Raw genomic sequence first — 17200 nt, 5'->3', positions numbered from 1 at the left:
TAAATTTCGTTACGTTGGGCCATCGTGTTTCGTCCGACGTGAAAGCTCGTGATTCGCAGGCTTTGATTCCGTCTGCGCGTGCCCGCTTCGCCGTCCACTCCGCCTCCTGAGAGGGAAATTCATGGATACGTCGACTGCCGTCCCGTTCAACGCTGCGCTGGCTTCGTCCGCGCAGCGTGATGGCTTCGACATGCCATCGCTCGCCGCGCGCGAGATCGAGCGGCTGCGCGCGCGGGTACGCGCGCTGTCGGCCGAATTGGTCGACGCGCAGGAAAGCGTGCGCCGTCACGTCGCGCGCGAGCTGCACGACGGCGTCGGCGCCGAGCTGACTGCGACGCGCTTCGCGCTCGCCGGCATCGAAACCTGGCTGCCCGCCGACGCGCCGCCGCAATGCGCGGCCGCGCTCGCGGTCGCGAATCGTTCGCTCGACGCCGTGCAGGCGGCAAATCGCGACGCCATCGCGCAACTGCACGCGCCGTCGTTCGAGACAGGCCTCGCCGGCGCGCTGCAGTGCTGGGCCCGCGACTTCTCCATGCGCACCGGCTTGCGCACCACCTTCACCTGCAGCGGCGACGCGCGGCTCGCGTGCCTGCCCGCCGATGCCGCGCTCGCCGTGTTCCGCGTCGCGCAGGAAGCGCTGAACAACGTCGCGAAGCACGCGCGCGCGACCTGCGCCGACCTGCGCGTCGAAACCGGTGCGCGTCACCTGAGGCTCCTCGTCAGCGACGATGGCATCGGCCTGCCGCGCGCCGCGCGCGAACGCGGTGGGCAGAAAAAAACCGGCGGTCATTTCGGCCTCGCTGGCATGCATGCGCGCTGCGCCGCATTCGACGGCACGCTGCGAATCAGCGCGAGGCGCACGAGCGTCGGTCGTGGCGAGGACAGCGGCACTGGCAGCAACGCCGCCATCACCCCGCGCGGCACCCTGATCCAGGCCCGCTTCGCGTGGCACGCGCTGCTCGCGGCCGCCCCAACGCCGCGCGCCGCCCGGCGCGCGCTGCAATCGTGAGCCCGCGACCATGAGCCTGCGCATCCTGATCGTCGAAGATCACGCGGTGGTCCGCCAGGGCGTTCGCCATCTGCTGCTCGATCGCGGCGTCGCGCGCGAGGTCGCCGAGGCGCAAAGCGGCTCCGAAGCGCTCGACCGGGTCGTCCACCAGAGCTTCGACGTCGTGCTGCTCGACATTTCGCTGCCCGACATGAATGGCGTCGAGGTGCTCAAGCGTCTGAAGCGCAAGGCGCCGCGCGTCGCGGTGCTGATGTTCTCGATGTACCGCGAGGACCGGTACGCGGTGCGCGCGCTCAAAGCCGGCGCGTCCGGCTATCTGTCGAAGACGGTCGATGCCGCGCAGATGATCGGCGCGATCCAGCAGGTCGCGGCGGGCCGCAAGTACGTGAGCCCCGAGATGGCCGAGGCGCTCGCCGACTACGTGTCGTTCGACGGCGAGCAGTTGCCGCATGAAAAGCTGTCCGATCGGGAGTACCAGACGCTGTGCATGCTCGCGTCCGGCAAACGTCTCACCGATATCGCGGCCGCGCTGTCGCTGTCGGTGAAGACCGTCAGCGTGTACCGCACGCGGCTGCTCGACAAGATGAAGCTGCGCAACAACGCCGAGCTGACGTTCTATGTAATGAGCAACCGCCTCGTCGATCTGAATCCCGCGATGGCGGGCTAGCCCAGCAGGCGCCGCCAGCCGTGCCTGCGGCGTTGCGCCGCAGTCGTCCGATCGTGGCGCCGGCGCAAACGGCGAGATTCCATCCTCATCAATTGACTATTCAGTAAATAGCTTCACTGCCGCCCCGCTTCCGGCACCGCAAGACCTCCTCGAAATCACCTCCTGGCGGGAGTTTCCGCCCATCGCCTTGGCCCAGAAAGCGCCGCGCGAACCAGCCCGGCGGCACGCATCCGCTAGAATCGCGGGTTTTCCCGACATTCGGCGCGCAACACGCGTGCACCACTGGAGACCCACGCCAATGTCCCTGTTTCGCAAAAAGAGCGTCGAGCACATGCTTGCGGCGAGCGCTCAGACCGCCGGCCTGAAAAAGGCGCTGGGCGCGCTCGACCTGACTTTCCTCGGCGTCGGCGCCATCATCGGCACCGGCATCTTCGTGCTGACCGGCACGGGCGCCTTACAGGCCGGTCCCGCGCTGATGATCTCGTTCCTGATCGCGGCGATCGCCTGCGGCTTCGCCGCGCTCGCCTACGCTGAATTCGCATCGACGATTCCGGTCGCCGGTTCGATCTACACGTACTCGTATGCGACGCTCGGCGAGCTGGCCGCGTGGATCATCGGCTGGGACCTGATGCTCGAGTACGGGCTCGCGACCTCGGCGGTGTCGGTCGGCTGGTCCGGCTATCTGCAGTCGTTGCTGTCGGGCTTCGGCGTATCGCTGCCGATGGCGCTGAGCGCAGCCCCCGGTGCCGTGCCCGGACACGAAACGCTGTTCAACCTGCCCGCCTTCCTCGTGATGATGGCGATCACCACGCTGCTGTCGCTCGGCGTGCGCGAATCCGCGCGAATCAACAACATCATGGTTGCGATCAAGGTCGTCGTCGTGCTGCTCGTGATCGGCGTCGGCGTGTTTCATGTCACGCCGGCCAACTGGCACCCGTTCATGCCTCACGGCTGGAGCGGCGTGTTCGGCGCGGCCGCGGTGATGTTCTTCGCGTTCATCGGCTTCGACTCGGTGTCGTCGGCGGCCGAAGAAGTGAAGAATCCGAAGCGCGACCTCCCGATCGGCATCATCGCGTCGCTCGGCGTGTGCGCGGTGCTGTATGTGGCCGTGGCCGCGGTCGTCACCGGCATCGTGCCGTCCGAGAAGTTCATGGGCATTTCGCACCCGGTGTCGTACGCGCTGCAACTCGCGGGGCAGAACTGGGTCGCGGGCTTCATCGACCTCGGCGCCGTGCTCGGCATGCTGACCGTGATTCTCGTGATGGCCTACGGTCAGACGCGGGTGATCTTCGCGATGTCGCGCGACGGCCTGCTGCCCGCGAAGCTGTCGAAAGTGCATCCGCGTTTCGCGACGCCGTTCTTCACGACGTGGCTCGTCGGCATCTTCTTCGGCCTGATCGGCGCGCTGGTGCCGCTCAATGTGTTGGCTGAGCTGATCAATATCGGCACGCTCGCGGCGTTCTCGATGGTGTCGATCGCGGTGCTCGTGCTGCGCAAGACGCACCCAGAGCTGCCGCGCGCGTTCCGTTGCCCTGGCGTGCCGGTCGTGCCGGTGCTCGCGGTCGCATCGTGCCTGTTCCTGATGCTGAACCTGCAAGGCATCACGTGGGGCGCGTTCGTGATCTGGCTGCTGATCGGCATGTTCATCTATTTCGGCTACTCGCGCCGTCATTCGAAACTGGCAACGTAAAGCGCCGTTTCAATGAAGCCACGCCAATGAGCTGAATGCTCGCGAGCGTGGCCTCGCTTTCCGCTGATCTATCGATGCGCCCCGTCATGCTCCGCAGACGGGGCGCTTGTCTTTGCGGCGTCCCATTCCGTGGCCGCCGTGCTCTCTACCTGCGCTCGCGCGCGCCGACACACTTCCCCTCATAGCGCGCCCGCGCGATTTGTGCTTTACTTTTCGGCAGATTTGTAAAACCCGTAGTACCCTCATCGGACCTAGCGAATCGAAGTCAGCACGCAGTCGAAGCAAAGCAGGGAGCAATAACAATCACAGGTCCGGTCTCACCCACAGCAACTATCTTGCATGGGATCGTGGTCTGCGCCGAGGCAGGGATCGATACGCCAACGCGCTCGCTCCGATCGACCGCGATAAACGCATGGGACCGCAGTAAGCGCTGAAGCGCTAACTGCGGTCGACAAAGGAGACAGCTTCATGGCGATCAGCATCAGTCTGACGGTCAATGGCGCGCCCGTGAGCGCCTCAGTCGACCCTGGCACCCTGCTTGTCCAGTTCCTGCGCGATCAACTCCGTCTGACCGGCACCCATGTCGGCTGCGATACGGCGCAATGCGGCGCCTGCACCGTGCATCTGAATGGCCGCGCGATCAAGTCCTGCAACATCCTCGCCGTGCAAGCCGATGGCGCCGAAGTCACGACCATCGAAGGGCTCGCGCACAACGGCGCGCTGCATCCGATGCAGGCCGCGTTCAAGCACTGTCACGGTCTGCAATGCGGCTTCTGCACGCCGGGCATGGTGATGAACGCGGTGTCGCTGGTGCAGCGTCAACCCGATCTGACGGGCGACGAGGTGCGCGAGCAGCTCGACGGCAACCTATGCCGCTGTACGGGCTATCACAACATCGTCAAGGCCGTGCTCGAAGGCGCCGCGGGTATGAAGTCCGCCGCATCGAGCGCATCTGCCGGCGCGAATGCCGCCGGCGCAACCGCCGCTTGAGGAGCCGACGATGAACGCACCCGATACACAGAGCCTGATTGGCGCCGCCGTCGAACGCAAGGAAGACTATCGCTTCCTGACCGGCAAAGGCCAGTACACCGACGACATCGTGCTGCCGCAGCAAACCTACGCGGTGTTCCTGCGCTCACCGCACGCGCACGCGAAGATCAGAAGCATCGACACGAGCGCGGCCAAACAGTCGCCGGGCGTGATCGCGATCTTCACCGGCGCGGATCTCGCCGCCGACAACGTCGGCGGACTGCCGTGCGGCTGGCTGATCCACAGCACCGACGGCAAGCCGATGAACGAGCCGCCGCATCCGGTGATCGCGCATACGAAAGCACGGCACGTGGGCGATCAGGTCGCGCTCGTGATCGCTGAATCGATCAAGGCGGCGAAAGATGCGGCCGAACTGATCGAAGTCGATTACGAAGAACTGCCGGCCGTCGTCGATACCGCGCATGCGGCCGACCCGGGTCAAGCGGCCGTGCACGACGAAGTGCCCGACAACGTCTGCTACAACTGGGGCCACGGCGACAAGGCCGCGACCGACGCCGCGTTCGCGAAAGCCGCGCACGTAACCACGCTCGACATCGTCAACAACCGCCTCGTGCCGAACGCGATCGAGCCGCGCGCGGTCAACGCGAACTTTTCGGCGCAGGACGACAGCTACACGCTGTACGTCGCGAATCAGAACCCGCACGTCGAGCGGCTGCTGATGGCCGCGTTCGTGCTGTCGCTGCCGGAATCGAAGCTGCGCGTGATCGCGCCGGACGTCGGCGGCGGCTTCGGCTCGAAGATCTTCCTGTACGCCGAAGACGTCGCGCTCACCTGGGCGTCGAAGAAGATCGGCCGGCCGGTCAAATGGACCGCCGAGCGCTCCGAGGCGTTCCTTTCCGATGCGCACGGCCGCGATCACGTGACCAAAGCCGAGCTTGCGCTGGACGCCGACGGCAAGTTCCTCGCGATGCGCGTGCATACGATCGCGAACATGGGCGCGTATCTGTCGACGTTCGCGTCGAGCGTGCCGACGATCCTGTACGCGACGCTGCTCGCCGGGCAATACGCAACGCCCGCGATCTACGCCGAAGTGAAGGCGGTCTTCACCAACACCGTTCCCGTCGATGCGTATCGCGGCGCGGGCCGGCCGGAAGCGACGTTCGTCGTCGAGCGCCTGGTGGAAGCCGCGGCGCGCGAGATGAAACTCGACCCCGCGGAAATCCGCCGCCGCAATTTCATCACGCAATTCCCGTACGCGACGCCGGTCGGCCTCACCTACGACACCGGCGACTACAACGCGATCCTGTCGCGCGCGCTCACGCTCGCGGACGTCGAGGGCTTCGCGGCACGCCGGCAGGAATCCGAACAGAACGGCAAGCGCCGCGGGCTCGGCTACTCGTGCTACATCGAGGCATGCGGTCTCGCACCGTCGAACATCGCGGGCGCGCTCGGCGCGCGCGCCGGCCTGTTCGAAGTCGGCCAGATTCGCGTACATCCGACCGGTTCGGTCACCGTGTTCACGGGCTCGCACAGTCACGGCCAGGGCCATGAGACGACCTTCGCGCAAGTCGTCGCGGACCGCCTCGGCATTCCGCTCGAAAGCGTCGAGATCGTGCACGGCGACACCGGCCGCATCGCGTTCGGCATGGGCACGTATGGTTCGCGTTCGATTGCGGTCGGCGGCTCGGCCATCTCGAAGGCGCTCGACAAGATCGAAGCAAAGGCGAAGAAGATCGCCGCGCATCTGCTCGAAGCGTCGGCTGAAGACATCGAGTTCAGGAACGGTGTATTCCGCGTCGCGGGCACCGACCGCACCAAGGCGTTCGCGGAGATCTCGCTCGCCGCGTACGTGCCGCACAACTATCCGCTCGACGTGCTCGAACCGGGGCTCGAAGAAAGTGCGTTCTACGATCCGACCAACTTCACGTATCCGTCGGGTGCGTATATCTGCGAGATCGAAGTCGATCCGGACACTGGCGTCTCCCGCATCCAGCAGTTCACCGCGGTCGACGATTTTGGCAACGTGATCAATCCGATGATCGTCGAAGGTCAGGTGCATGGCGGGCTCGGGCAAGGCATCGGTCAGGCGATGCTCGAGCGCTGCGTGTACGACAACGACAGCGGCCAGTTGCTGTCCGGCTCTTACATGGACTACGCGATGCCGCATGCGTCCGACCTGCCCGACTTCACGGTCGAAACGTCGAAGGGCACGCCGTGCACGCACAATCCGCTCGGCGTCAAAGGCTGCGGCGAAGCAGGCGCGATCGGCTCACCGCCGGCCGTGATCAACGCGATCATCGACGCGCTCGCGCCGCTTGGCGTGACCAATCTGCAGATGCCGGCCACGCCGCATCGCGTCTGGTCCGCGATTCAAGCCGCGAAGCAAGCCTGACCCAACGATCCTGAGCGGAGCATTCGACATGTATTCATTCGAGTATCAACGCGCGACGGATCCGCAAGCGGCCGCCGCAGCCCTCACCGCCGACAGCGACGCGAAGTTCCTCGCCGGCGGCCAGAGCCTTCTGCCGACGATGCGCCTGCGTCTCGCGCAGCCGTCGCAACTGATCGACGTGACGCGCATTCCCGCGCTCAGGACGATCACCGTCGACGCCAGCACGGTGACGATCGGCGCAGCCGTCTGTCACGCGGACGTCGCCGAACACGCGGACGTGCGGCGCGTGTTGCCCGCGCTCGCGGAGCTGGCCGCGAATATCGGCGATCGCCAGGTGCGCGCGCTCGGCACGATCGGCGGCTCGCTCGCGAACAACGACCCGGCCGCGTGCTACCCGGCGGCGGCGATGGGCCTCGATGCGACGATCGTCACGGACCGGCGGCGCATCGCCTCGGGCGACTTCTTCGTCGGCATGTACGAGACCGCGCTCGCGCCCGACGAGCTGATCGTCGCCGTCGAGTTTCCGGTGCCCGAGCGTGCCGCATACGAGAAATTCCGCAATCCGGCCTCGCACTTCGCGCTGGTCGGCGTGTTCGTCGCGAAGGTCGCGAGCGGCGTGCGCGTCGCGGTAACGGGGGCGGCGTCATCGGTGTTTCGCGTGGCCGAGCTCGAAAGCACGCTGTCGACGAACTTCACGCCCGAAGCGGCACGTGCAGTGAGCGTGTCGCCCGACCAGCTGAACGACGACATGCACGCGAGCGCCGCGTATCGCGCGCATCTGATTCCGGTGCTCGCCGCGCGCGCGGTCACGAAGGCAAATGCCTAGCGATCCTCGCCAGGCGCCCCGGCTTGCCGCGCCTTCACCACGGTGCGCGCAAGCCGGCTTCGTTCACTTCGCGAGCCGGCGCGACAGTTCGACGCCGGGCTCGCGGCCATTGCGTTCTTCACTCGCGCCACGCTTTGCCATGGCCTGTCGCGCAGATTCAGGATCACCATGCAGCCGGCTTCGATCGACGACACCCTCGCCCAACTCGCCGCCCAACGCTATTTCGCGAGCCGCGAGCTCGCGACCGCACTGTATCTCGCGCTGCGCATGGAGCGGCCGTTGTTCGTCGAAGGCGAGCCGGGTGTCGGCAAAACCGAGCTCGCGAAAGCGGCGGCGGGCATGCTCGGCACCACGTTGCTGCGCCTGCAATGCTATGAAGGCCTCGACACCGCGAGCGCGCTGTATGAGTGGGACTACCCGCGCCAGATCATGGCGCTGCGGCTTGCCGAAGCGAGCGGCGAGCGCCCCGACAACGACACGCTATATCGTGGCGAATTCCTGCTGAAGCGTCCGCTTCTGCAGGCGTTGATGCCCGACGAAAACCATCCCGGCGCGCGGCGCGTGCTGCTGATCGACGAAATCGACCGCGCCGACGAACCGTTCGAGGCATTCCTGCTCGAACTCCTGTCCGACTTCCAGGTATCGATTCCCGAATACGGCACCGTGCGCGCGACGCAGCCGCCGCTCGTCATCATGACGTCGAACCGCACGCGCGAAGTTCACGACGCGTTGAAGCGCCGCTGTCTGTATCAATGGATCGGCTATCCGGACCGCGATCGCGAACTGGAGATCGTCGCCGCGCGCGCGCCGCAAACGTCGGCGCAGTTGCAGCGGCGCGCGGTCGACTTCGTGCATCGGCTGCGCGGCATGGATCTGTTCAAGGCGCCCGGCATCGCCGAGACGATCGACTGGTGCCGCGCGCTCGAAGCGCTGTCGGTCACGGAACTCGATCCGCAATCGGTGCAGAACACGCTCGGCGTGCTGCTCAAGTATCAGGACGATCTCGCGCGTGTGGATGCCGCGCAGATCGCGCAGTGTCTGTCCGGGTGAGGGTGATTGGCATGTCGAACGGAACCGGCTCGGGCAGGCTCGACGATACGAACCAGCACACTGCGCCCACGCTCGCGCGCAACGTCGTCCATTTCGTGCGCGTGCTGCGCGGCGCCGGCTTGCCGATGTCGCCCGCACAAGCAGTCGACGCACTCGCCGCGTTGCAGTGGATCGACCTCGGCCGCCGCGACGACGTGCACGCCGCGCTTGCCGCGCTGCTCGTCACCGCGCCCGACGAACGCGAACTCTTCAATGCCGCGTTCGATCTGTTCTGGCGCGACCCCGATTGGGAAGGCAAGCTGCGCGCGCTGCTGCTGCCGAAAGTGCGCGACGGGCTGCCACCGCCGAAGCGCAACAACCGTCTCGCCGATGCGCTCGCGGTGCGCATGCCACCCTCGCCGCATCTGAATGCGCCGCAGGAAACCGAGCAGCACGAGTTGCATGCGCAGTTGACGTTCAGCGCAGAAGAGCGGCTGCGTCATCGCGATTTCGACACGCTGAACGCCGACGAATGGCGCACGCTGCGGCATCTGATTCGCGGCCAGCGGCTGCCGCTCGCAACCGAATCGACGCGGCGCCTGAAGGCGGCATCGCACGGCACGCATGCGGACTTGCGCGCGAGCGCGCGGCATGCGGTGCGCGCCGGTGGCGACTGGACCGTGTGGAAGTATCGCGCGAGGGTGGAGCGCAAGCCGCCGCTCGTGCTGCTGCTCGACATTTCCGGCTCGATGAGCAACTACTCGCGCGCAGTGCTCTACTTTTGCCACGCGTTGTTGCAGTCGCGCGAACGTCTGCAGGTGTTTCTGTTCGGCACGCGGCTCACGAACGCGACGCGCGCATTGCGCGAACGCGATCCGGACGTCGCGATCGCGACGCTCAGCGATCAGGTGGTCGACTGGTCGGGCGGCACGCGCATCGGCGCGGCGCTCGCCGAGTTCAACCGACGCTGGGCGCGCCGCGTGCTCACAGGTCGTGCGACGGTGCTGCTCGTCACCGACGGTCTCGATCACGAAGCGATCGACGTGCTCGATACCGAAATGGCGCGCCTCGCGCGCTTCGCGCATCGCATCGTGTGGCTCAATCCGCTGCTGCGGTTCAGCGGCTTTACTCCGAAGGCGCGCGGCGTGCAAGCGATCCTGCCGTATGTCGACGCGCATCGTCCGGTTCATAATCTAGACAGTCTCGCAGCGTTCGGCCACGATCTCGCGCAACTGACGCGCGCACCTCGCCACGCCGTCGCCGCGACGACACTCGCAGGAGCAACGTCATGGAATTGAGCGAAACTCATACGCTGCCGGTCGCGCAGCAGCAAACGTGGGACGCGTTGAACGACACGGAGATTCTGCGCGCTTGCATCCCCGGCTGCGAAAGCATCGACCCGGACGGCGAAAACGCGTACCTGGTCACGCTGGTCGCGGCGGTCGGCCCGGTCAAGGCGCGCTTCAAGGGGCGCATGCAACTGACCGATATCGACGCGCCGAACACCTACACCATTGTGTTCGAAGGCCAGGGCGGCGCCGCGGGTTTTGCCAAGGGCAACACGCATGTCACGCTCGAAGCCGACGGCGATGCCGCGACGAAGCTCTCCTACACCGCCAATGCGCAGGTCGGCGGCAAGCTCGCGCAGATCGGCTCGCGGCTCGTCGACGGTGCGGCGCGCAAGATTGCGGGGGAGTTTTTCAAGCGCTTCGGCGCCCAGCTCTCGGGAGACAATAGCGCTCGTGAAACAGCGGAAGGCGACGCCCCGGTGCATACCGAAACCGAAGCCGAAGCCGCATCCGCCTCCGGGCAAACGGAATCGAACCAGGCCGCGGACGGCGAGTCCGGCGGCGAAGCAAAGAAAGGGAAGAAATCATGGACAGCGTGGATCTCGAAGTTCTGAAAACCAGCGCCCGCTGGCTGGCGGACGGACATCGCGCGCTCCTCGTGACGGTCGTGAAGACGTGGGGCTCGTCGCCGCGTCCCGAGGGCGCGATGCTCGCGGTGCGCGACGACGGCCTCGTGGTGGGCTCGGTGTCGGGCGGCTGCATCGAAGACGATCTGATCGATCGCGTGCGGCAACGGGGCATCGAGCAGACACATCCGGAGGCGGTGAAGTACGGCATCACGGCCGAGGAAGCGCATCGCTTCGGCCTGCCGTGCGGCGGCACGATCCAGCTCGTGCTCGAACCGTTGACGCGGCAAAGCGGCATCGCCGAGCTGTGTCACGCGGTCGAAAATGGCCGGCTCGTCGCGCGCGAACTCGACATGACGACGTGCGCGGTGCGGCTCGACAACGCGCAGGCGACCGACGGCGTGCATTTCGACGGTGAGCGTCTGTTGACGATCCACGGCCCGCGCTACCGGATGCTAGTGATCGGCGCCGGGCAGTTGTCTCGCTACCTGTGCCATATCGCGGTGGGGCTCGATTATCAGGTGACGGTCTGCGATCCGCGCGAGGAATACACCGAGGAATGGGACGTACCGGGCACGAAGATCGTACGCACGATGCCGGACGATACCGTGATCGACATGAAGCTCGACGAGCGCTGCGCGGTAATCGCGCTCACGCACGATCCGAAGCTCGACGATCTCGCGCTGATGGAAGCATTGAAGACGCCGGCGTTTTATGTCGGCGCGCTCGGCTCGCGCAGGAACAATCACGCGCGACGCGAGCGCCTGAAGGAGTTCGATCTGAACGAAGCCGAACTGGCCCGCTTGCATGGACCTGTCGGCATTTATATCGGCAGCAGGACGCCGCCCGAGATCGCGGTGTCGATTCTGGCGGAGGTGACGGCGGCGAAAAATGGCGTGTCGCTGCCGACGCTATTGCAGGTCGAAGGCGCGAAGGCCGCGCGGGAGATTGCGGCGTCGGGCGGCGCCGCTTGCAGCGTGTAGCCTGCCGTCATGCGACTCTGCCTCGTGGTCCTTGCCTCCGCCGGCTGGCTGGCCGGCATTCACGCCGCGAGCGCGAGCGCGCCGCTCAACCTCGACGATCCCTACACCAACGAAGGCGAGACGCAGACCTTCGCCGTCAACGCTGACGGCTCGTATGCGAAGCTCGATTCGATGACGCTGCGCGTGAACAACGAAGCCGGCGTCGAGCGGGTCGCTCAGCAATACGTCTGGTTCAACCGCAACATGGCCGACGTGCAGATCCTCGAGGCCTACACGGTCACCGCCGACGGCAAGCGTCACGATGTTGCGCCCGAGCAGATCCGCGACGTGCAGGAAGTCCGCTCGTTCGACGCCCCGATGTTCCAGGACATCCAGGAAAAGGTGATCGTGTTCCCCGCGGTCGAACCCGGCGCGCGCGTGCATCTGACGTACCGCAAGACGCAGCGTCAGCCGATAGTGCCGGGCGAATTCAGCGACTTCACGCCACCCGATCTCGCGCCGACCCGCAACTTCCGCCTGATCTACGACCTGCCCGCCGACAAGCCGCTGTATGCGGACGCGCGCGGCTTCAGCGCAGCGACACCGGTCACGCGCGACGGCCGCACGCGTTACGAATTCCGCTATGACAAGGCACACTTCGACCGGCTCGAACGCGGCTCGGTCGCGTACGTGTCGTACGGTGATCGGCTGATGGTGTCGACCTTCCCGAGCTATGCCGCGTTCGCCGCCTCCTATCGCAGCTCCGCGGCCGACCCGGGCGCGCACGACGTCGCGATCACCCAGTTCGCGCAGCAGTTGACCGCGCACGATCACACCCCACACGACAAAGCCAAAACGCTGTACGACTGGGTTCGCCGCAATATCCGCTATGTCGCGATCTACGTCGGACGTGGCGCCGTCGTGCCGCACAGCGCGAGCGCGATTCTCGCGAACCGCTATGGCGACTGCAAGGACCACGTCGCGCTCTACGGCGCGCTGCTCGACGCGGTCGGCGTGCGCAACGAGCCGGCGCTGATCAGCAGCGGCACGATCTATACGCTGCCGAGCGTCCCGGGCTACGGCGTCATCAATCATGCGATCACGTGGCTGCCCGATTTGCAGATGTACGCGGATTCGACCGCGTCGAACGTCGAATTCGGTTTTCTGCCTTCGTCCGACATGGACCGTCCTACCGTGCTGATCGGCGACGGCGTGCTCGCGCAGACGCCGGCCACCGCGCAGATGTCGCGCAGCACCGATCTCGCGATCAAGATCGAACCGGATGGCTCGGCGAGCTTCACGTATCGGCTGCAGGATGCCGGGCCGTACGCCGAGCAGGCCCGCGCGCGGCTGCGCACGCAAACGCCCGCGCAACGCGAGGAATCGATTCAGGCCGAGTTACGCAACGCGAATCTGCGCGGCACCGCGACGCTGACGACGAGCGACCTCAGCGCGGCCGACGGCCCGCTCACGCTGACGATGAAAGGCACGCTCGAGAGTCTCGTGGTGACCGGCATGACGGCCTCGATTCCGGCCTTGACGAGCCTCGGCGGCGGCGTCGAAGCCGACACGCGCTACTGGCTCGGCGAACGCAAGCGCACGCAGCCGTTTGTGTGCCACAACCTCGCGATCCACGAACGCGCGCGCATCGAACTGCCGGCCAATTTCCGCGTGCTCGACATGCCGGAGGCGCAACGCACGCAGGACCGCTTCGTCGATTTCACGTCGCAGTACGCGTTCGACCCGCGCAGCAACGTGGTCACGATGACGCGCGACGGCGCCACCCATTTCGACAGCGACGTCTGCACGCCCGACGATTTCACGCGCATGCGTCCCGCGATCGAAGCGATTGGGCGGGACATGCGCGCGGAGGTGATCGTCAGATCGACGTTGGTGGAGTCGTCGAATGTGGCGTCGCAGGCGCCTTGACCGTCAACACGTCAAACCGGCCACAACGGCCCTTCCTGCATCGCGCCGATCTGCTCGCGCATCTCGAGGATGCGATCTTCCCAGTAGCGCTGCGTGTTGAACCACGGAAACGCGGCCGGAAACGCCGGATCGTTCCAGCGGCGCGCGAGCCATGCCTGATAGTGAATCAGCCGCAACGTGCGCAGCGCTTCGATCAGATACAGCTCGCGCGGATCGAATTCGCAGAAATCCTCGTAACCGGCGAGCAGATCGGCCAGCGCGCGCGACGCCTCCGCACGCTCGCCCGGCAGCAGCAGCCACAGATCCTGAATCGCGGGCCCCATGCGGCTGTCGTCGAAATCGACGAAATGCGGGCCCGCGTCGGTCCACAGCACGTTGCTCGGATGACAGTCGCCGTGCAGACGCAGCCCGCGAATCTCGCCAGCCCGCTCGAACGCACGCGCGACGCCTTCGAGCGCGAGATTCACGACGGTTTCCCACGCGGTGCGCAGATCGTCGGGCACGAAACGGTGCGCGAGCAGGAAGTCGCGCGGCTCGTAGCCGAACGTGTCGATGTTTAGCGTGGGACGTTCCACGTAGTCCTGGGTCTGCCCGATCGCATGAATGCGTCCGATGAAACGCCCCAGCCATTCCAGCGTGTCGCGCCGGTCGAGATCCGGCGCGCGACCGCCGCGTCGCTCGAAGACCGAGAAGCGGAAGCCGTCGAAGCTGTGCAGCGTGCGGCCATCGAGCACGCGCGCGGACACGGCTGGGATCTCGCGCGCGGCGAGTTCGGCGACGAACGCGTGCTCTTCGAGAATCCCCGCGTCGCTCCAGCGCTCGGGACGATAGAACTTCGCGACCACGGGCGGACCGTCTTCGACGCCGACCTGATACACGCGATTTTCGTAGCTGTTGAGCGGCAGCAGACGGCCGTCGGTACGCACGCCGGTCGTTGCGAGCACGCCGTCGATCGCGTCGAGCACGGTTTCCGGCGTGAGCCGCGCGAATGGCACGGCGCCATCGGCGCCGGCCTCGGGATGGGAATTGTCGGGAATGGTGTCGTTCATGCCCCGCATTGTGCGCCGCGCCGCGGGTAAAGACGAGGGCGACGACTCACAATGCGTGCGTGACATCGCTAGAAATACGGGCTGATTTGGGCCGCGCCGTGAATCGACGCGCGCATCGGCCCACGGCGATGCTGGCGAGCCGATCTCACCTTACAGCATCACGACAGCCCGCACCTGCGGGTCACACAACGGCAATGAGCAACCGGTAAGCCTCTCGTTCAATGCGTCTGCACGCCGGCCGGACGTATCAGGTCGCCGGTATCGATCAGATCTTCCAGGAAAAAGGGTTCGGTATTGAGTTGCTGCGAGGCGCCGGGCTCGCCGGCGTACCACGCCACCATCGCCATGTCGCCAAGAATGCGCATGACGATTCCGCGCGCGCCTTGCGGCACGGCGATATGTACCGATCGGACAATGGAACCGACTTCCATGATAATTCCCCGCTTCCCTTAGCCGGCTTTATGATTTCACGCCGGTCGAGGTGATGATAAAAACGCCGCTTCGCATTTGACGTTGCGTGCGCACTTAATCTGTCGCGCGCATGGCGCGTGAGAGGTTCGAATCATTGTTCCCGCTTTGCGGGGCCTTGGGAAGGCGAATAGAAGGCTTTCACCCGTCGTTTCGCCCTATTCCCATTACGCTGCGCACGGCCGATGATCTCGGCGTCAGACGTCGTAATGCAGACCATCATAAACCCTGCGGGGGGAGACATCAAAAACGTGCACTGCCGGAACGATCTGCCAGATGCGGGCGCCGCGCGGCTTCGCACCTGCCTTCGCGCCGAGGTGCGCGCCTGCGTTTCCGATCCGCGCGGCGCGCTCGCCGCTCATTTCATTCGTCTGCGCTAGTCATATGGATCGTTCGTCTCGCGCTACGGCGCCCCTATACGTTCGTCGTGCTGGCGCTGCTGTTGCTGATCGTCGGACCGTTGACCATTCTGCGCACGCCCACCGACATCTTTCCGAACATCGATATTCCGGTGCTCTCGGTCATCTGGTCGAATAACGGCCTGCCCGCCGACGAAATGGAGCGGCGCATCGCGCTGAACTACGAGCGCGGCTTGTCGGTGGCGGTCAACGATATCGAACACACGGAATCGACATCGCTGAACGGCATCACCGTCATCAAGATCTTTTTCCAGCCGGGCGCGAATATCGACGAAGCGCTCGCCGAGGTCACCGCGCTGTCGCAATCACAAGTGCGCTCGCTGCCGCCCGGCATCACGCCGCCGTTCATCCTGCGCTACAACGCGTCGACGGTGCCGATCTTGCGGCTCGCGTTGTCGTCCGCGTCGCTGACCGAGCAGGAACTCTACGACTTCGGCAATAACTTCCTGAAGACGCAACTCGCCACCGTGCCGGGCGCATCCGCGCCGCTGCCGTATGGCGGCAAGCAGCGGCAGATCATGGTCGACATCGATTCGCGCGAGCTGCAGGAGCGCAATCTGTCGCCGATCGACGTGGTCAACGCAGTCTCCGCGCAAATCTGATCCTGCCCTCGGGTACCGCGAAGATCGGCTCGACCGAGTACTCGGTGGAAATGAACGGCAGCCCCGATTCCCTCGCGGGCCTGAACAACATTCCGATCCGCACCACGGCAAACGGCACCATCTATATCCGCGACGTCGCGCACGTGCGCGACGGCTACCAGCCACAGACCAACGTCGTGCGCGTAAACGGCCAGCGCGCCGCACTGCTGACGATCAACAAAAGCGGCAACACGTCCACGCTCGATATCGTCGACCGCATCAAGACGATGATGCCGACGCTGCGCAATCTGGTGCCGCCGTCGCTGAATATCGATCCCGTCGCCGACCAATCGCTGTTCGTGCGCGCATCCGTGCAGGGCGTATTGCGTGAAGCACTGGTCGCCGCGTGCCTGACGGGCCTGATTCTGCTGTTCCTCGGCAACTGGCGCGCGACGCTGATCATCGCGGTATCGATTCCGTTGTCGATGATCACGTCGATCATCGCGTTGTCCGCGCTCGGTCAGACGATCAACATCATGACGCTCGGCGGGCTCGCGCTCGCGGTCGGGATTCTCGACGGCGCGCATCAGATCGCGATTCCGACGCTGGTGTCGACGCTGGCGATCTGTATCGTGTTCGTGCCGATGTTTCTGCTCACCGGTGTCGCGCACTATCTGTTCATTCCGCTTGCCGAAGCGGTGGTGTTCGCGATGCTCGCGTCGTACTTCTTCTCGCGTACGCTCGTGCCGACGCTCGCGAAGTATCTGCTGCGCTATCACCACAAGCCCGCGGATTTACATCTCGAAGCGCGAGTCGCGCGACCGGGACTGTTCGTCACGCTGTTTCTCGCGTGCTGTTGCGCGTCGCTGCTGTTGCTGCCGTTTATCGGCCGCGACTTTTCCCCCGCCGTCGATGCCGGCACGATCGCGCTGACCAACGAGCGCAACGCGGTCGCGATCGCGCGCCGCCGGATGGCCGCGAGCGTCGCGCTGGTGAAGGCGCTCGGCGGCGGCTGGGGATACCTCGAGACTGCCGGGCGACGACGCGCTCGTGCATCCGTCGACGGCGACTTCGGGGGCGACGCGGGCGCCGGCGCCGGACAGTGAAGCCGGGGCGCACGGCTAGCGCCGGGAGATAGGCGCGCGACGTGCTGCGGATGGAGCGCTGCGGGTCACCATTGGCACGCCGCGTTGCCCGCGACGCCGGCTTGAAATGCGTTTTCAGCGTATCCTTAACACTTTTGCGCGTTTCCGTGTGACCCAAGGAGTTTTGTT

The 17200-nt window shown here is 65.7% G+C and carries 14 protein-coding genes and 1 pseudogene; 12 read left to right on the top strand and 3 right to left on the bottom strand.

Annotated features, from left to right (window positions below; genetic code table 11):
- The first annotated feature begins 121 nt into the window (after positions 1-121).
- The 11 genes from OKW29_RS36230 to OKW29_RS36180 all read left to right on the top strand — a co-directional run bounded on the left by OKW29_RS36230 (position 122) and on the right by OKW29_RS36180 (position 13409).
- Complete coding sequence (locus tag OKW29_RS36230) at positions 122-1009, top strand: sensor histidine kinase (protein ID WP_429294309.1); 888 nt, start codon at positions 122-124, stop codon at positions 1007-1009.
- Between the two features lie 10 nt (positions 1010-1019).
- A complete protein-coding gene (gene rqpR / locus OKW29_RS36225) occupies positions 1020-1676 on the top strand; it encodes a response regulator transcription factor RqpR (RefSeq protein ID WP_429294308.1) in 657 nt (218 codons plus the stop codon).
- 298 nt (positions 1677-1974) lie between these two features.
- Entirely contained in the window at positions 1975-3366 is a 1392-nt protein-coding gene (locus tag OKW29_RS36220; RefSeq protein WP_429294307.1) for an amino acid permease, read from the top strand.
- A gap of 468 nt (positions 3367-3834) precedes the next feature.
- A complete protein-coding gene (locus tag OKW29_RS36215) occupies positions 3835-4356 on the top strand; it encodes a (2Fe-2S)-binding protein (protein WP_184025999.1) in 522 nt (173 codons plus the stop codon).
- 10 nt (positions 4357-4366) lie between these two features.
- Positions 4367-6748 carry a xanthine dehydrogenase family protein molybdopterin-binding subunit gene (locus OKW29_RS36210; RefSeq protein ID WP_429294306.1) on the top strand — a complete coding sequence of 794 codons (2382 nt, stop codon included), beginning with the start codon at positions 4367-4369 and terminating at the stop codon, positions 6746-6748.
- A gap of 28 nt (positions 6749-6776) precedes the next feature.
- A complete protein-coding gene (locus OKW29_RS36205) occupies positions 6777-7574 on the top strand; it encodes an FAD binding domain-containing protein (RefSeq protein WP_429294305.1) in 798 nt (265 codons plus the stop codon).
- A gap of 168 nt (positions 7575-7742) precedes the next feature.
- Positions 7743-8624 (top strand): AAA family ATPase, encoded by an 882-nt coding sequence (locus OKW29_RS36200; RefSeq protein WP_090802637.1) that lies wholly within the window; start codon positions 7743-7745, stop codon positions 8622-8624.
- An 11-nt stretch (positions 8625-8635) separates the two neighbouring features.
- Positions 8636-9901: a vWA domain-containing protein gene (locus OKW29_RS36195; protein WP_429294304.1), complete on the top strand. Its 1266-nt coding sequence runs from the start codon at positions 8636-8638 to the stop codon at positions 9899-9901.
- Complete coding sequence (locus OKW29_RS36190) at positions 9892-10506, top strand: CoxG family protein (protein WP_429294303.1); 615 nt, start codon at positions 9892-9894, stop codon at positions 10504-10506. Before OKW29_RS36195 ends, OKW29_RS36190 begins: the two co-directional genes overlap by 10 nt.
- Positions 10479-11501, top strand: coding sequence for an XdhC family protein (locus tag OKW29_RS36185; protein ID WP_429294302.1), 1023 nt, complete (start codon positions 10479-10481; stop codon positions 11499-11501). The genes OKW29_RS36190 and OKW29_RS36185 overlap by 28 nt, the downstream gene beginning before the upstream one ends.
- Before the next feature lie 9 nt (positions 11502-11510).
- On the top strand, positions 11511-13409 hold the full coding sequence (locus OKW29_RS36180; protein ID WP_429294301.1) for a DUF3857 domain-containing transglutaminase family protein: 1899 nt from the start codon (positions 11511-11513) through the stop codon (positions 13407-13409).
- An 11-nt stretch (positions 13410-13420) separates the two neighbouring features.
- Here OKW29_RS36180 and OKW29_RS36175 read toward each other — a convergent pair whose 3' ends face one another.
- The 3 genes from OKW29_RS36175 to OKW29_RS36165 all read right to left on the bottom strand — a co-directional run bounded on the left by OKW29_RS36175 (position 13421) and on the right by OKW29_RS36165 (position 15288).
- Entirely contained in the window at positions 13421-14458 is a 1038-nt protein-coding gene (locus tag OKW29_RS36175; RefSeq protein ID WP_429294300.1) for a serine/threonine protein kinase, read from the bottom strand.
- Positions 14459-14676: 218 nt separating this feature from the next.
- Positions 14677-14889 (bottom strand): hypothetical protein, encoded by a 213-nt coding sequence (locus OKW29_RS36170; protein WP_187628392.1) that lies wholly within the window; start codon positions 14887-14889, stop codon positions 14677-14679.
- A gap of 234 nt (positions 14890-15123) precedes the next feature.
- Positions 15124-15288, bottom strand: coding sequence for a hypothetical protein (locus OKW29_RS36165; protein ID WP_429295028.1), 165 nt, complete (start codon positions 15286-15288; stop codon positions 15124-15126).
- A 20-nt stretch (positions 15289-15308) separates the two neighbouring features.
- Between OKW29_RS36165 and OKW29_RS36160 the strand changes: the two are divergent.
- A pseudogene (locus tag OKW29_RS36160) lies at positions 15309-16858 on the top strand (efflux RND transporter permease subunit); the annotation flags it as partial.
- Positions 16859-17200: the final 342 nt, after the last annotated feature.

Source organism: Paraburkholderia sp. CI3, from assembly GCF_050436505.1.
GTDB lineage: Bacteria > Pseudomonadota > Gammaproteobacteria > Burkholderiales > Burkholderiaceae > Paraburkholderia > Paraburkholderia tuberum.
This window is presented reverse-complemented; position numbering and strand designations above follow the sequence as displayed.

Excerpts from the sequence above, each read along its gene's own strand:
- OKW29_RS36230 (WP_429294309.1), top strand. The coding sequence starts at position 122 with ATGGATACGTCGACTGCCGTCCCGTTCAACGCTGCGCTGGCTTCGTCC.
- rqpR (WP_429294308.1), top strand. The coding sequence starts at position 1,020 with ATGAGCCTGCGCATCCTGATCGTCGAAGATCACGCGGTGGTCCGCCAG.
- OKW29_RS36220 (WP_429294307.1), top strand. The coding sequence starts at position 1,975 with ATGTCCCTGTTTCGCAAAAAGAGCGTCGAGCACATGCTTGCGGCGAGC.
- OKW29_RS36215 (WP_184025999.1), top strand. The coding sequence starts at position 3,835 with ATGGCGATCAGCATCAGTCTGACGGTCAATGGCGCGCCCGTGAGCGCC.
- OKW29_RS36210 (WP_429294306.1), top strand. The coding sequence starts at position 4,367 with ATGAACGCACCCGATACACAGAGCCTGATTGGCGCCGCCGTCGAACGC.
- OKW29_RS36205 (WP_429294305.1), top strand. The coding sequence starts at position 6,777 with ATGTATTCATTCGAGTATCAACGCGCGACGGATCCGCAAGCGGCCGCC.
- OKW29_RS36200 (WP_090802637.1), top strand. The coding sequence starts at position 7,743 with ATGCAGCCGGCTTCGATCGACGACACCCTCGCCCAACTCGCCGCCCAA.
- OKW29_RS36195 (WP_429294304.1), top strand. The coding sequence starts at position 8,636 with ATGTCGAACGGAACCGGCTCGGGCAGGCTCGACGATACGAACCAGCAC.
- OKW29_RS36190 (WP_429294303.1), top strand. The coding sequence starts at position 9,892 with ATGGAATTGAGCGAAACTCATACGCTGCCGGTCGCGCAGCAGCAAACG.
- OKW29_RS36185 (WP_429294302.1), top strand. The coding sequence starts at position 10,479 with ATGGACAGCGTGGATCTCGAAGTTCTGAAAACCAGCGCCCGCTGGCTG.
- OKW29_RS36180 (WP_429294301.1), top strand. The coding sequence starts at position 11,511 with ATGCGACTCTGCCTCGTGGTCCTTGCCTCCGCCGGCTGGCTGGCCGGC.
- OKW29_RS36175 (WP_429294300.1), bottom strand. The coding sequence starts at position 14,458 with ATGAACGACACCATTCCCGACAATTCCCATCCCGAGGCCGGCGCCGAT.
- OKW29_RS36170 (WP_187628392.1), bottom strand. The coding sequence starts at position 14,889 with ATGGAAGTCGGTTCCATTGTCCGATCGGTACATATCGCCGTGCCGCAA.
- OKW29_RS36165 (WP_429295028.1), bottom strand. The coding sequence starts at position 15,288 with ATGAGCGGCGAGCGCGCCGCGCGGATCGGAAACGCAGGCGCGCACCTC.